Source organism: Pseudomonas sp. GP01-A4 (genome assembly GCF_058780865.1).
Genome location: NZ_JBYSWF010000014.1, coordinates 46,967 through 61,661, shown reverse-complemented (window position 1 = coordinate 61,661; position 14,695 = coordinate 46,967). Strand labels below are relative to the sequence as shown.

Annotated in this window: 16 protein-coding genes; 1 reads left to right on the top strand and 15 read right to left on the bottom strand. The window is 60.9% G+C overall.

Annotated features, from left to right (window positions below; all coding sequences use genetic code 11):
- Positions 1-30: 30 nt before the first annotated feature.
- The 7 genes from AC3WKX_RS11140 to AC3WKX_RS11110 form a co-directional block, all read right to left on the bottom strand.
- Positions 31-714 carry a sulfite exporter TauE/SafE family protein gene (locus AC3WKX_RS11140; protein WP_003219035.1) on the bottom strand — a complete coding sequence of 228 codons (684 nt, stop codon included), beginning with the start codon at positions 712-714 and terminating at the stop codon, positions 31-33.
- A complete protein-coding gene (gene ccoS / locus AC3WKX_RS11135; RefSeq protein ID WP_003219033.1) occupies positions 707-925 on the bottom strand; it encodes a cbb3-type cytochrome oxidase assembly protein CcoS in 219 nt (72 codons plus the stop codon). The genes AC3WKX_RS11140 and ccoS overlap by 8 nt, the downstream gene beginning before the upstream one ends.
- 22 nt (positions 926-947) lie before the next feature.
- The gene (locus AC3WKX_RS11130; protein ID WP_102605040.1) at positions 948-3,398 is read right to left on the bottom strand and encodes a heavy metal translocating P-type ATPase; all 2,451 of its coding nucleotides are present in this window, start codon (positions 3,396-3,398) and stop codon (positions 948-950) included.
- A gap of 135 nt (positions 3,399-3,533) precedes the next feature.
- Complete coding sequence (locus tag AC3WKX_RS11125) at positions 3,534-4,073, bottom strand: FixH family protein (RefSeq protein ID WP_008437568.1); 540 nt, start codon at positions 4,071-4,073, stop codon at positions 3,534-3,536.
- Between the two features lie 14 nt (positions 4,074-4,087).
- Positions 4,088-5,503: a cytochrome c oxidase accessory protein CcoG gene (gene ccoG / locus AC3WKX_RS11120; protein ID WP_003219028.1), complete on the bottom strand. Its 1,416-nt coding sequence runs from the start codon at positions 5,501-5,503 to the stop codon at positions 4,088-4,090.
- 207 nt (positions 5,504-5,710) lie between these two features.
- Positions 5,711-6,121, bottom strand: a complete 411-nt coding sequence (locus AC3WKX_RS11115; RefSeq protein ID WP_087694843.1) for a type II toxin-antitoxin system VapC family toxin — start codon at positions 6,119-6,121, stop codon at positions 5,711-5,713.
- Positions 6,121-6,375, bottom strand: a complete 255-nt coding sequence (locus AC3WKX_RS11110; protein ID WP_003219024.1) for a type II toxin-antitoxin system Phd/YefM family antitoxin — start codon at positions 6,373-6,375, stop codon at positions 6,121-6,123. Before AC3WKX_RS11110 ends, AC3WKX_RS11115 begins: the two co-directional genes overlap by 1 nt.
- A gap of 633 nt (positions 6,376-7,008) precedes the next feature.
- Here AC3WKX_RS11110 and AC3WKX_RS11105 point away from each other — a divergent pair.
- On the top strand, positions 7,009-7,689 hold the full coding sequence (locus AC3WKX_RS11105; RefSeq protein ID WP_023659084.1) for a hypothetical protein: 681 nt from the start codon (positions 7,009-7,011) through the stop codon (positions 7,687-7,689).
- A gap of 93 nt (positions 7,690-7,782) precedes the next feature.
- Here the strand turns inward: AC3WKX_RS11105 and ccoP (AC3WKX_RS11100) are convergent, their stop codons facing one another.
- The 8 genes from ccoP (AC3WKX_RS11100) to ccoN (AC3WKX_RS11065) all read right to left on the bottom strand — a co-directional run bounded on the left by ccoP (AC3WKX_RS11100) (position 7,783) and on the right by ccoN (AC3WKX_RS11065) (position 14,668).
- Entirely contained in the window at positions 7,783-8,760 is a 978-nt protein-coding gene (gene ccoP, locus AC3WKX_RS11100; protein ID WP_003219020.1) for a cytochrome-c oxidase, cbb3-type subunit III, read from the bottom strand.
- A complete protein-coding gene (locus AC3WKX_RS11095) occupies positions 8,757-8,942 on the bottom strand; it encodes a CcoQ/FixQ family Cbb3-type cytochrome c oxidase assembly chaperone (RefSeq protein WP_008437575.1) in 186 nt (61 codons plus the stop codon). The genes ccoP (AC3WKX_RS11100) and AC3WKX_RS11095 overlap by 4 nt, the downstream gene beginning before the upstream one ends.
- Positions 8,943-8,947: 5 nt before the next feature.
- Positions 8,948-9,556, bottom strand: a complete 609-nt coding sequence (gene ccoO, locus AC3WKX_RS11090; protein ID WP_003193167.1) for a cytochrome-c oxidase, cbb3-type subunit II — start codon at positions 9,554-9,556, stop codon at positions 8,948-8,950.
- A complete protein-coding gene (gene ccoN / locus AC3WKX_RS11085; RefSeq protein WP_003219015.1) occupies positions 9,556-10,998 on the bottom strand; it encodes a cytochrome-c oxidase, cbb3-type subunit I in 1,443 nt (480 codons plus the stop codon). Before ccoN (AC3WKX_RS11085) ends, ccoO (AC3WKX_RS11090) begins: the two co-directional genes overlap by 1 nt.
- 472 nt (positions 10,999-11,470) lie before the next feature.
- Positions 11,471-12,418, bottom strand: a complete 948-nt coding sequence (ccoP, locus tag AC3WKX_RS11080) for a cytochrome-c oxidase, cbb3-type subunit III (protein WP_003219014.1) — start codon at positions 12,416-12,418, stop codon at positions 11,471-11,473.
- A complete protein-coding gene (locus AC3WKX_RS11075) occupies positions 12,415-12,621 on the bottom strand; it encodes a cbb3-type cytochrome oxidase subunit 3 (RefSeq protein ID WP_003219012.1) in 207 nt (68 codons plus the stop codon). The genes ccoP (AC3WKX_RS11080) and AC3WKX_RS11075 overlap by 4 nt, the downstream gene beginning before the upstream one ends.
- A 3-nt stretch (positions 12,622-12,624) precedes the next feature.
- Positions 12,625-13,233, bottom strand: a complete 609-nt coding sequence (gene ccoO, locus AC3WKX_RS11070; protein ID WP_003219010.1) for a cytochrome-c oxidase, cbb3-type subunit II — start codon at positions 13,231-13,233, stop codon at positions 12,625-12,627.
- A gap of 10 nt (positions 13,234-13,243) precedes the next feature.
- A complete protein-coding gene (ccoN, locus tag AC3WKX_RS11065; RefSeq protein ID WP_003219009.1) occupies positions 13,244-14,668 on the bottom strand; it encodes a cytochrome-c oxidase, cbb3-type subunit I in 1,425 nt (474 codons plus the stop codon).
- Positions 14,669-14,695: the final 27 nt, after the last annotated feature.

The following is a 14,695-nucleotide window of genomic DNA, read 5'->3' as shown; positions in this document are numbered from 1 at the left end:
ACGGGGAGCGGCGCTATGCCACATGGCGATCTAGTGGCCCATCAGCCAGTGCTGGTGCGGCCCGGGCAAGGTCCAGATGCCGAACAGCATGACCAGCAGGCCACCGGCCATCCGCACGCTGCGTTTGCGCAATAACGCGGTGACTCGATCAGCGGCTAAGCCCGTGGCCAGCAGTACCGGCCAGGTGCCAAGGCCAAACGCGAGCATCAGCACCGCACTGTCCAGCGCATTGCCCTGGCTGGCCGCCCACAGCAACGTGCTGTAGACCAACCCGCACGGCAACCAGCCCCAGAGCGCACCCAGCAGCAACGCCCGGGGCAGGCTGGACACCGGCAGCAAACGGTTGGCAACCGGCTGGATATGGCGCCACAGGCCGCGCCCGAGGCTTTCGATACGGGTCAGGCCGCTCCACCAGCCAGCCAGGTACAAGCCCATGCAGATCAGCAACAGCCCGGCGAGGATGCGCATGAACATCGCTGCCGGACTGTTGGCCACGGCCCAGCCGGCCAGGCCGATCAGCAAGCCGGCGGTGGCGTAGCTGAGGATGCGCCCCAGGTTGTAGGCCAGCAGCAGGCGAAAGCGCCGACTGCGTTGCTCCTTGGGAATCGCCAGGGTCAGCGCGCCCATCAGGCCGCCACACATACCCAGGCAATGGCCGCCGCCCAGCAGGCCGAGGATCACCGCCGAGACCAGCAGGGGCGCCAGTTCAAGCATGGGGCGGATCTTTCGGCTTGGGCGGTTGTTCAGGGCCGTTGGCTTCATCGACGGCCGCCAGGTGGTTCGGGTCCTGGTCATCGAACAGCACGCTGTGGGCCGGGCCATCGAGGTCGTCGTACTGGCCGCTGTCCACCGCCCAGAAGAAGATGTAAATGGCGATGGCCACGATCAACAGCGCCGCCGGGATCATCACGTAAAGAGCTGGCATCTGCACTCCATGCCCGCGCGGCTCATGCCGGCAGCGGGCGGGTTACGGGGGCGGGGCTCACGGCTGGCGTGCTCGGCATGCGAGTCAGGCGCAGGGCATTGAGCACCACGGTCAACGAACTGAGGGACATGCCGATCGCCGCCCAGATGGGAGTGATCCAGCCGAGGGCGGCAAACGGCAACATCAGGCCATTGTACAGCCCGGCCCACAGCAGGTTTTCAATGATTACCCGGCGGGTGCGCCGGGCCAGGGTAAAGGCTTGCACCAGGGCGTCGAGGCGGTTCGACAGCAACACCGCGTCGGCGCTGGTCTTGGCCAGGTCGGTGGCCGAGCCCATGGCCACGCTGATATCGGCGGCGGCCAGCACCGGCACATCGTTGACGCCATCGCCGAGCATCAGCACCTTGCGGCCTTCCTTGTGCAGCTGTTGCAGCATTTGCAGCTTGTCATCGGGGCGCAGGCCGCCATGGGCTTCGTCGATGCCCAGCTCGGCGGCGACACTGGCAACCATCGGCGAGCTGTCTCCCGACAGCAGCAACGTGCGCCAGCCGCGTGCCTTGCAGGCGGCGAGCAAGGCGGGCGCGTCGCTGCGCAGGCGGTCATCCAGGACAAACCAGGCCAGGGCGCCGTCGGTGTCGCCCAGCAGCAGCCATTGGCCGGCTTCCTTCGGCGAGGCGGGGAGGGCGCAGCCGCTCAGTTCGCAGACAAAACCCGGCTGGCCAATGCGCAACCGGCGGTCACCGACGCGGCCTTCCAGGCCCAGGCCCGGCGTGCTGAGCACTTCATCCGCCGCCAACGGCGCGCGGCCGAATGCGCGGGCGATAGGATGTTCCGAACGTTGCTCCAGCGCCGCCGCGAGGCTCAGGCACTCGTCGCTGCCCAGCAGGCTCAACGGGCGGATCGCGCGCAACGCCAGGCGACCTTCGGTAAGGGTGCCGGTCTTGTCGAAAATCACCGTGTCGATCTGGTTCAGGCCTTCCAGCACGTGGCCGCGGGTCAGCAGCAGCCCGAGTTTGTGCAGGGTGCCGGTGGCTGCCGTCAGGGCGGTGGGTGTTGCCAGTGAGAGGGCGCAAGGGCAGGTCGCAACCAGCATCGCCAGGACGATCCAGAACGCCCGTGACGAATCCAGCTCCCACCACACCAGGCCGATGACCGCAGCGGCGACCAACGAGCACAACAGGAACCATTGGGCGGCGCGGTCGGCGATCTCCGCCAGCCGGGGTTTCTCCGCCTGGGCCCGCTCCAGCAGGCGCACGATGGCCGACAGGCGCGTGTCGTGGCCCAGGGCGCGGACTTCGACGGTCAGCGCACCTTCGACGTTGAGGGTGCCGGCAGTGACGGCATCGCCGACCTGGCGTGGTTGCGGCAGGTACTCGCCGGTCAGCAGCGATTCGTCGATGCTCGACTGGCCGTCGAGGATGATGCCATCTGCCGGCAGCACCGCCCCCGGATGCACCAGTACCCGGTCGCCCAGGGCCAGTTCGCTGAGCAGGATCCGTTCACTTTGCCCGTCGGCACTCATGCGCAGGCACGAGGCCGGCAACAGGTTGACCAACTGCGCGGTGGCTGCCGCCGTACGTTCCCGGGCGCGACGCTCAAGGTAGCGCCCAGCCAGCAGGAACAGGGCAAACATGCCGACTGCATCGAAATACAGTTCACCGGTGCCGGTGATGGCGGTCCAGATTCCGGCCAGGTAGGCACCGCCAATGGCCAGGGACACCGAAACATCCATGGTCAGGTGGCGGGTGCGCAGGTCGCGCATCGCCCCCTTGAAAAACGGTGCGCAGCTGTAGAACACGATGGGCGTTGTCAGAAACATCGCGACCCAGCGCAGGATCACGTGCAGCTCCGGGCTCAGGTCGATATTGAATTCCGGCCAGGTGGCCATCGTCGCCATCATCGCCTGGAACCACAGCAGCCCGGCCACCCCCAGTTGACGCAGGGCCAGGCGGTTTTCGCTGGCCAGTTGTTCGGCGGCGCGGTCGGCCTGGTACGGGTGGGCGGCGTAGCCGATGTGACGCAATTCGCCGAGCAGTTGGCTCAGGGGCAATTGCCCGTCGGCCCAGCGCACGTGCAGGCGGTGGTTGGACAGGTTCAGGCGTGCCTCGGCCACGGCGGGCAGGCTGCGCAGGTGTTTTTCGATCAGCCAGCCACAGGCGGCGCAACTGATGCCTTCCATCAACAGCGTGGCTTCCGACAGGCCACCGTCGTGGCGCACGAAAGGCTTTTGCACATCGGCACGGTCATACAGCGCCAGCTCGTCCACCAGTTGCACCGGCAGCGCCTCGGGGTTGGCCGAGGCTTCGCTGCGGTGCTGGTAATAGCTTTCCAGGCCACCGGCGACAATCGCCTCGGCCACCGCCTGGCAGCCCGGGCAGCACAGCTCGCGGGGCTCGCCGAGGATCACGGCAGTGAACCGGCTGCCGGGCGGCACGGGCAGGGCGCAGTGGTAGCAGGGGATTGGGGTGGTCATGGCTCAGTTCCGATGATCGTTCCCACGCTCTGCGTGGGAACGCTTCGCTGGACGCTCCGCGTCCGCTCTTGTGACGCGGAGCGTCACGGGATGCATTCCCACGCAGAGCGTGGGAACGATCAAACAGGTGACGCTCTATTTTTTCAGGTCTTCAGCACCCTGCAGCGGCTCGTCGCCCAGCAGCAAGTCCTTGTCATGGCTGACCTGTTCTTCTTCAAACATACGCCAGGTCCGGTCGCCTTCCACCCCTAGCAGCTCGACGAAGCGGCGGCCTTCGACCTTGTCGGTCACCTGGCCGATGTAGCGGCCGGGCTCGCTGTCGCTGCGGGTCAGGATGATCTTGCGATCCTTCTCCGGCTGGGTCGGCGAAATCAGGTTCAGCTCCAGGGTGCCGGGCCCGCTGTTGCCGGTCAGGTGCAATTCGACTTCGCCGGTCAACTCGTCCAAGTGCACCTTGGCCCGCAGTTGCAGAGTCTGGGCCAGCAGTTCGCGGTCCAGGGAACGGTTGATGCCTTTGCCGGCCTCGTAATAGTTGTCGTTGACCAGGTTGTCGGGGTTGTTCACCGCGATGGTCACCATGGACAAGGTCAACGTCACCGAGCAGGTCAGGATCCCAATGATGATCCAGGGCCAGAGGTGCTTGTACCAGGGGCTTGCGGCAGTAGCTGCGGGCATTGTTCGGCTCTCTATTAACGGACTTGTGGGCCGATGAATCGGCTCTTGGCTTCAATGTGGACGCTGTCGTCATCGGCATCCCTGAGGATGAATTTCACCTCGTTGGTGCTCGACGGCAGTTGTTCCGGTGCGCTCGACAACTCCACCGGCATGCTGAAGATTTCCCCGGCCGCTACCTTGATCTCGCGCCGGCCTTGCAGCTTGAGGTCTGGCAGGCCTGCGGCGTCAAGCACGTAGGTGTGGTCGCGCTGGTCCTTGTTCATGATCTTCAGGCTGTAGACGTTTTCGATCCGGCCCTCGGCGTTTTCGCGGTACAGCACGCGGTCCTTGCTGACGTCGAAACCCACCAGCGAGCGCACGAAGAAGGCGGCCACCAACAGGCTGATCATCGCCAGCAGCACCAGGGCATAACCGATCAGGCGCGGGCGCAGCTTATGGGTTTTCTGCCCGGACAGGTTGTGCTCGGTGGTGTAGCTGATCAGCCCGCGCGGGTATTCCATCTTGTCCATGATGTTGTCGCAGGCGTCGATGCAGGCCGCGCAGCCGATGCATTCAATCTGCAGGCCGTCACGGATGTCGATGCCGGTAGGGCACACCTGCACGCACATCGTGCAATCGATGCAGTCCCCCAAGCCCTGGGCCTTGTAGTCGATACCTTTTTTGCGCGGCCCACGGACTTCGCCACGGCGCGGGTCGTAGGAAACGATCATCGTGTCCTTGTCGAACATCACGCTCTGGAAACGCGCATACGGGCACATGTAGATGCACACCTGCTCGCGCAGCCAGCCGGCGTTGCCGTAGGTGGCGAGGGTGAAGAAGCCGACCCAGAAATACGACCAGCCATCCGCCTGGCCGGTGAAGAAATCGAACACCAGTTCACGGATCGGCGAGAAGTAGCCGACAAAGGTCATGCCGGTGACGAAGCCGATGATCAGCCACAGGCTGTGCTTGCCGAACTTGCGCAGGAACTTGTTGGCGCTCATCGGCGCCTTGTCCAGCTTGATGCGCTGGTTGCGGTCGCCTTCGGTGACCTTTTCGCACCACATGAAGATCCAGGTCCACACGCTTTGCGGGCAGGTGTAGCCGCACCAGACGCGGCCGGCATACACGGTGATGAAGAACAGGCCAAACGCCGCCACGATCAGGATGCCCGACAGCAGGATGAAATCCTGGGGCCAGAAAGTCGCGCCAAAAATGAAGAATTTACGCTCCGGCAGGTTCCACCAGACTGCCTGGTGGCCACCCCAGTTCAGCCACACGGTGCCGAAGTAGAGCAGGAACAAACCGGCCCCCCCGAGCATCCGCAGATTGCGGAACAAGCCGGTGAAGGCACGGGTGTAGATTTTCTCCCGCGATGCGTAGAGATCGACGGTGTTATTCGAATTTTTGGCAGGCGGAGTAACGTCATGTACCGGAATCTGGTTGCTCATCATTGCATCCCACGGCAGTGGAGATTTGCCTCGGCCAGTACGTGCCAGCCGGGGTCAAAATAGGGGTGTTGCAGTGGCCTAATGATACGCCCCTGATACCCTTCGACGGGTGCGACCTTTGGTCGCGTTGGGGGAAATCAATTGATGGTGTACGTGATCTGGGTCAATTGACTTGTGAAGTATGGACGGTTTTCGCAGCCTTACCGGTCATTCGTCCCATGGATTGATCAGCGCGACGCCGCTGGATTGAAAGTCGCCAGTGTTGCGCGTGACCACTGTCAGACCATGAACCAGCGCGGTTGCAGCGATCAGCGCGTCACTTTCGTTGGCCTGGTCTGGCACATGCAAGCTGGCACAGCGCAGGGCAACTGCTGCATCAATCGGCAGGATTCTGGCATCAAACGCCGGCATGACATGGCGCTTGAGCCATGTGCGCAAAACCTTCCCCTGGGCGGGATCACGCCGCTCCATTCGCAGGACTCCTGTTTCCAGTTCCTTCAAGGTAATGGCTGAAATATACATCCGTGGCGCGATGACACTTTTGGCCCAGGCGACGACCTTGGCATCGGCCTGGGGTTTGCGCAGTTCAGAGATGACGTTGGTGTCGAGTAGATACATCAAGTGAAGTCCACGGGTCGATGAGTGATCACGGCGCGTTCGGTTTCGAACTCGATATCTGCCGCTTCTGGCATCACCAACAGGTCAACGATGTCGGCATTGAGGCCTGTCAGTTTTTGGTAGTCCTCAATACTTAGCAGTACATGGGCAGGCTTGCCCCGGTCAGTGATAAAAACCGGGCCTTGGCGGGCGGCTTTTTTGGCACCGCTTGTGTCTTGATTGAATTCACGGCTGGAAATGGTGGTGATGGTCATGGGGGCTAACCTCCGTATGGAGTACGAATGTAGTCACGTTACTACCTGCGGTTTTCTTGATCAATCTCAAATGTAGATGCGTTGCTGGCGGTGACGACTTTTTCGACTTGAAAACAAAACGGCCCCGCCAATCTCCACTGGCGGGGCCGTTTTTTTCATCGCTTTTCCTCACACGGCGTCTGGCGGCTTGTTCCCATGGGACAGTCCGAAACATACGCCGCCAGCAAGTGCACCTTGCCGTTTCCCTTGCGACTTCCTGGTGGTGAGTAAGTAAATCAGGAGAGGTCTACGGGCCGGTGTGGTGGCGTTTTTATAACTGCTTTTTGCGCTGTTAAATAACCTACAACGATTGGTTAGGAAGCTGACGCTTCTGCGATAACAGTTCTTAGGCCCAAACGAGCCTTTGTTTACACAGAATGAAACGTTTGTTGTAGGAACGCTGATCGCGTTATTGCCACGCAGGAAATGCCGACGTTGAGATCAAGTCTGGATCAGTGTTCGGCAATGTTTTGTAGCAGCGCGCAGCGTTACCACGATGAAACCTTTGATGAGCAATTGTTGAACGTTATGCCTAGGTCTCTTGCGCAACGATAAATTTATTTTGTTTTGACGTTATTCAAATCGAGGAAACCAATGACCATTCAACGTGCTAATGACACGCATAATGTTGGAGCCGTTCCACCATCGGCTTCGACGCTGCCAGTATCCTCTGGCATCAGCGTAGAGCAATTCAGTAGTTGGAATGATTATCGGGTGGCCGACCGTCTACTCAGAAACTTTGATAAGTATGCCGACCCTGCGCAACCAGACTACATCACCCGCGACTCTCTACGACAGGTTGCGTATGCCTCTGCGCAGAGTGGCTACAGCAGTGACGACATGAATTTTGCCCGTTCGCTGCTGGAAAATCCTGTACTCATGGAGAAACTCGATGGGTACGGAAAGCATAAGCACGATGGCAAAATCGATCGTGAAAGTATCATAACCGTGGGTCAGAATATGGGGTTTCCCCTGGCCACGATGAGTGATAAAGAACTGGCGCAAAAGCTCCTGAATGAATATGACACCTATTACCCGGAGCGCGGTTGGGGTGGGATTGATCGCAGGGAGGGTGTGACTTACGCTTCACTGAAGAACATCGCGGATGGGACGCGTCATGATCGCGGCCCAGATGAAGCGATGGTCGCGCGGGAAATCTTGAGTCGTCCTGAGTTAGTGGCACAGTTAGGACTGACGGATTGGTCTAAATCGGCTGATCGGGGGGCGATCAACGCTGCTATTAAAAGAATGGACCAAGTGCATGAAGAACGGTAACGCCTCGTCCTCGGGGTAAGTTGAGTTCCACCAATGCCCCATTACCAAAGCCCCGCGCAGCATTGGCTGCGCGGGGCTTTTTGGTTTTAATGCTTACTGCTCCTCAGCTGCCTTGTCTCCATGGGACAGGCTGTAAACATAGGCCGCCAGCAAGTGCACCTTGTCATTGCCCTGCAACTGCTCCTGCGCAGGCATCTGGCCTTGACGGCCATAACGGATGGTCTGCTGCAGTTGCGCGAAGCTCGAACCGTAGATGAACGCGCCAGGGTGGGTCAGGTCAGGCGCGCCCATGGCGGGTGTACCTTTACCGGCGGGACCGTGGCACGCCACGCAGTTGGCGGCGAAGAGTTTCTCGCCGTTGGCCACGTCTGCCTTCGCGCCTTCCGGCAATTTGCGGCCATCGAGGTTGGTCACCACAAAGCCGGCCACATCGGCCACGCCTTGCTCGCCAATGACTTCGGCCCACGCCGGCATCACCGCGTGGCGGCCCTTCATGATGGTTTCCTTGATGGTGGCCGGGTCGCCGCCCCAGCGCCAGTCGGCGTCGGTCAGGTTGGGGAAGCCGTAGGCACCCTTGGCGTCGGAACCGTGGCACACCGAGCAGTTGGAGGCGAACAGGCGGCCACCCATCTTCAAGGCTTGCGGGTCCTTGGCCACTTCTTCGATCGGCATGGCGGCGAACTTGGCGAAGATCGGCCCGAACCGGGCGTCCGACTTGGCCATTTCCTTTTCCCATTCGTGCACGCCGGTCCAGCCGGTCTGGCCATTGGCAAACGGGGTTTGCTTGTCGTTGTCGAGGTAGTTGTAGCCCGGCAGCAGGCCTTTCCAGTTGCCCAGGCCAGGGTACAGCGCCAGGTAACCGAGGGCGAAGATGATGGTGCCGACGAACAGCATGAACCACCATTTGGGCAGCGGGTTGTCGTACTCCTCGATGCCGTCGAACGAGTGGCCGACGGTTTCATCGGTTTGCTCGGCGCGCTGGCCCTTGCGGGTCGACAGCAGCAGCCAGGTCAGGGCGAAAATGGTACCCAGACTGAGGACTGTGACGTACAGACTCCAGAACGTAGTCATTCTTTGTTACTCCTAGACGCTTCCACGACGTGCTTGATGGCTTCGGGATCATCCGCGAAGGGCAGCAACGTCGCGTCTTCAAACTCCGACTTGCGCTTGGGGCTGAACACCCACAAGGCCAGGCCGATAAAGGCCACCATCACGACAACGGTGCCCAGGCCTCGAATCATCCCGATATCCATCCAGATCACCGTTTGCTTTTGATGATGGTGCCAAGGCCTTGCAAGTAGGCCACCAGTGCGTCCATTTCGGTCTTGCCCTTCACGGCCGCTGCCGCGCCGGCGATGTCTTCGTCGGTGTAGGGCACGCCCAGGGTGCGCAAGACTTCCATCTTCTTGGCGGTGTCCTTGCCGTCGAGTTTGTTTTCGACCAGGAACGGGTACGCCGGCATTTTCGATTCGGGCACCACGTTGCGCGGGTTGTACAAGTGCGCACGCTGCCAGTCATCGGAGTAACGACCGCCGACCCGGGCCAGGTCCGGGCCGGTACGCTTGGAACCCCACAGGAATGGGTGGTCCCACACGCTTTCACCGGCGACCGAGTAGTGGCCGTAGCGTTCGGTTTCGGCGCGGAACGGGCGGATCATCTGCGAGTGGCAGCCGACACAACCGTTGGCGATGTAGACGTCGCGGCCTTCCAGTTCAAGGGCGGTGCGCGGCTTCATGCCTTCCACCGGCTTGTTGGTCACGTCCTGGAAAAACAGCGGAACGATCTGGGTCAGGCCGCCGATACTCACGGCGATGACCATGAAGAAGGCCAGCAGGCCGATATTCTTCTCGACTACTTCATGCTTCATCAGTGAGCTCCCACAACGGCGATCTTGGTAGCGGCTTCGGCTTCTACAGGGTCGGAGGCACGCACGGTGCGCCACACGTTGTAGGCCATGAACAGCATGCCGCTGGCAAAGATCGCACCGCCCAGGGCGCGCACGATGTAACCCGGATGGCTGGCTTGCAGCCCTTCGACGAAGGAGTAGGTGAGGGTGCCGTCATCGTTGATTGCACGCCACATCAGGCCCTGGGTGATGCCGTTGACCCACATCGAGGCGATGTAGAGCACGGTACCGATGGTGGCCAGCCAGAAGTGGGTGTTGATCAGGCTGACGCTGTGCATCTGCGCACGGCCGAACAGTTTCGGGATCATGTGGTACAGCGCGCCGATGGAAATCATCGCTACCCAACCGAGGGCGCCGGCGTGTACGTGGCCGATGGTCCAGTCGGTGTAGTGGGACAGCGAGTTGACCGTCTTGATGGCCATCATCGGGCCTTCGAAGGTCGACATGCCGTAGAACGCCAGGGAGACCACGAGGAACCGCAGGATCGGGTCGGTGCGCAATTTATGCCAGGCGCCCGACAGGGTCATCATGCCGTTGATCATGCCGCCCCAGCTTGGCGCGAGCAGGATGATCGACATCGCCATGCCCAGGGACTGGGCCCAGTCCGGCAATGCGGTGTAGTGCAGGTGGTGCGGACCGGCCCAGATGTACAGGGTGATCAGGGCCCAGAAGTGCACGATGGACAGGCGATAGGAGTAGATCGGACGCTCGGCCTGTTTCGGCACGAAGTAGTACATCATCCCCAGGAAGCCGGTGGTGAGGAAGAAACCTACGGCGTTGTGGCCGTACCACCACTGGATCATTGCGTCCGTCGCACCGGCGTAGGCCGAGTAGGACTTGAAGAAGCTGACCGGCAAGGACGCATGGTTGACGATATGCAGCATCGCCGTCACCAGGATAAATGCCCCGTAGAACCAGTTGCCGACATAGATGTGCTTGGTCTTGCGCTTGACGATGGTGCCGAAGAACACCACTGCGTAGGTCACCCAGACAATCGCCAGCAAAATGGCGATCGGCCATTCCAGCTCGGCGTATTCCTTGGTGGTGGTGTAGCCCAGCGGCAGGGTGACGATCGCGCCCACGATGACCGCTTGCCAACCCCAGAAGGTAAAGGCCGCCAGTGCATCGGAAATCAGTCGCGTTTGGCAGGTTCGCTGCACGACGTAGTAAGAAGTGGCAAACAGTGCACATCCACCGAAGGCGAAAATCACCAGGTTGGTGTGCAACGGGCGCAGGCGTCCAAATGTCGTCCATGGCAGGCCAAAATTCAACTCTGGCCAAACCAGTTGCGAGGCAATGAAAACGCCGAGCCCCATGCCAAGGATCCCCCAGACCACCGTCATGATGGCGAACTGGCGGACTACCTTATAGTTATAAGCAGTCGGACTGATTGCTGTGCTCATTCTAAGGTTCCACGGTTTAGTTTTTTTATAGGGTAAAAATCGGTCGCAAGTATGGAGAAAGCAAGATTCCATTGCAACGCAAGGTGACCTGCATCAATGCGTTCCAAACCAGATTCTGCGCCCTTTCCATGTTTGGCGTAAGGACAAAATTCAGGGTTAAAAGCTGACGACTTGGACAGGATTTTAAACGGGTCGAAGGTACTTGTAACTGAGTGTGTGTAAACAAGCAGCTCGGGTGACGAATGGCCAGTGGCACGACAGCCGGTAGGTACCAGCCTTTGCGCCTGTCATCGAGCAGAAATGTTTCAACCCATCGAGTGCAAGTCGGCCGTCGACCGGCCAATGCCAGTCCACTGTGCAAACAAGCGTAGACCCGAATGGCAGGAGGGGAAAGTCAGCGATCGGAAGGGTGCGACAATGGGTCGCAAAAAAGCCGCGCCTGAATCAGGCGCGGCTTTTGGGTGGTGCAGGATTACTCGGGTTGGCTGTCAGGCGTTGCGCCATCAGCATTGTGGGACAGGCTGTAAACATAGGCGGCCAGCAGGTGCACCTTGTCATTGCCTTGCAGTACTTCCTGCGCAGGCATCTGGCCTTGGCGGCCGTGGCGAATGGTCTGCTGCAACTGCGCCAGGCTGGTGCCGTAGATAAAGCCGCCTGGCTGCGTCAGGTTCGGCGCGCCCATGGCTTCCACGCCATGGCCTTCCGGCCCGTGGCAGGCGACACAGGTGGTGCTGAATGCCACTTGGCCCGCGGCGACATCCGCAGTGCTGTCCGCCGGCAGCGGCAGCCCCGCCAATTCATGGCGCACGTAGGCTGCGACGTTCTTCACACCGTCCTCACCCAGCACTTCACCCCAGGCCGGCATCGCGGCATGACGGCCATTCATGATGGTCATCTTGATTGCATCCGCCGAACCGCCCCAGCGCCAGATGTTGTCTGCCAGGTTCGGGAAGCCGTAGGCGCCCTTGGCGTCCGAGCCATGGCACACCGCGCAGTTGGAGGCGAACAGGCGGCCGCCCATTTTCAGCGCCTGCGGGTCCTTGGCGACTTCTTCCACCGGCATGGCCGCGAATTTGGCGAAGATCGGCCCGAATTTGGCGTCGGCCTTGGCCATCTCCTTGTCCCATTCCTTGGTCTGGGTCCAGCCATCTTCATAGCCCGGCAATACGCCTTTCCAGTTGCCCAGGCCCGGGTAGAGGATCAGGTAGCCGACGGCAAACACCAGGGTGCCGGCGAACAGCATGAACCACCATTGCGGCAGCGGGTTGTCGTACTCCTCGATCCCGTCGAAGGCGTGGCCCATGGTCTGGTCCACGCTGCCCTTGGTCTCGCCCTTGCGGGTGCCGATCAACAGCCAGGTCAGGCCGATCAGGCTGCCGAGGGTCAGTACACAGATCCATGTACTCCAGAAGGTAGTCATGGCCGGTTGCTCCTTGTTGCAGGCTCTTCTTGAGCGTCGGGGGTTGGCGGTAGCGGTTCATCGGCAAACGGCAGCAGGCACGCCTCGGCGAACTCTGCGTTGCGCCGGGAGTTGAACACCCACAGCGACAGGCCGATGAAGGCGATGGCCACGACCAGCGTGCCAAGCCCGCGGATGGTTCCAGCATCGAATTCAAATCCCATGGCTCACCTCTTGCTCTTGATGGCAGTGCCGAGCACTTGCAGGTACGAAACCAGCGCGTCCATCTCGGTCTTGCCCTTGAGGGAGGCCACGGCCCCGGCGATGTCGTCGTCGGTGTACGGCACGCCGAGGGTGCGCATCACCTTGAGCTTGGTCTCGGTGTGGCTGCTGTCGACCGGGGCGGTGACCAGCCATGGGTACGCCGGCATCTTTGATTCCGGTACCACGTTGCGCGGGTTGTACAAGTGCGCGCGGTGCCAGTCGTCCGAGTAGCGCGCGCCGACGCGGGCCAGGTCCGGCCCGGTGCGCTTGGAGCCCCACAGGAACGGGTGATCCCACACGCTTTCACCGGCCACCGAGTAGTGGCCATAACGCTCGGTTTCGGCGCGGAACGGGCGGATCATCTGCGAATGGCACTGTACGCAGCCTTCGCGGATATAGATGTCGCGACCTTCCAGTTGCAGCGCGGTGTAGGGCTTCATGCCTTCCACCGGCTTGTTGGTCACATCCTGGAAGAACAGCGGCACGATCTGGGTCAGGCCGCCGATGCTCACGGCGAGCACCATCAGCAGCATCAGCAGGCCGACGTTCTTTTCAATGGTTTCGTGTTTCATCATCGACTCCTCAGGCCATCTGCGCCGCAGCGGCGACTTCGGCGGGTTGTGCCGAACGCACGGTGCGCCAAGTGTTGTAAGCCATCAGGAACATGCCGCTGAGGAAGATCGCCCCGCCCACCAGTCGCACGATGAAGCCTGGGTGGCTGGCCACCAGGGTTTCGACGAAGGAGTAGGTCAAGGTGCCGTCTTCGTTGACTGCACGCCACATCAGGCCCTGGGCGATGCCGTTGACCCACATCGAGGCGATGTAGAGCACGGTGCCGATGGTGGCCAGCCAGAAGTGCGCGTTGATCAGGCCGAGGCTGTACATCTGCTCGCGACCGAAGATTTTCGGGATCATGTGATACAGCGCGCCGATGGAGATCATCGCTACCCAACCCAGCGCCCCGGCGTGTACGTGGCCGATGGTCCAGTCGGTGTAGTGGGAGAGGGCGTTGACCGTCTTGATCGCCATCATCGGCCCTTCAAAGGTCGACATGCCGTAGAACGCGAGAGACACGACAAGGAAGCGCAGGATCGGGTCGCTGCGCAACTTATGCCAGGCGCCCGACAGGGTCATCATCCCGTTGATCATCCCGCCCCAGCTCGGTGCCAGCAGTACCAGCGACATCACCATGCCCAGGGACTGTGCCCAGTCCGGCAGCGCGGTGTAGTGCAAGTGGTGCGGGCCGGCCCAGATGTACAGGGTGATCAGTGCCCAGAAGTGCACGATGGACAGGCGATAGGAATACACCGGGCGTTCGGCCTGTTTCGGCACGAAGTAGTACATCATCCCCAGGAAGCCGGCGGTGAGGAAAAAGCCTACCGCGTTATGCCCATACCACCACTGCACCATGGCATCCGTCGCACCGCCGTACAGCGAGTAGGACTTGGTCAGGCTGACCGGAATTTCCAGGTTGTTGACGATATGCAGGATGGCCACGGTGATGATGAACGCACCGAAGAACCAGTTACCGACGTAGATGTGCTTGGTGTTGCGCTTCATCACCGTGCCGAAGAACACGATGGCATAGGCCACCCAGACGATGGTGATCAGGATGTCGATCGGCCATTCCAGCTCGGCGTATTCCTTGGAGCTGGTGTAGCCCAGCGGCAAGGTGATCGCGGCCAGCACAATGACCAGCTGCCAGCCCCAGAAGCAGAACTGCGCGATCTTTGGCGCGAACAATTGGGTCTGGCAGGTGCGTTGCACCGAGTAGAAGGAGCTGGCAAACAGCGCGCAACCGCCAAAGGCAAAGATCACCGCGTTGGTGTGCAGCGGGCGCAAGCGGCCGAAACTGGTCCAGGGCAAATTGAAGTTGAGTTCGGGCCATACCAACTGGGCAGCGAGAAAAACCCCGAGCCCCATGCCGACGATGCCCCACACCACCGTCATAATGGCGAATTGGCGGACCACCTTGTAGTTATAGGCGGTACTTAAAGTAGTGTTCATGGTTCCCCATCCACGGTTCAACCCAAG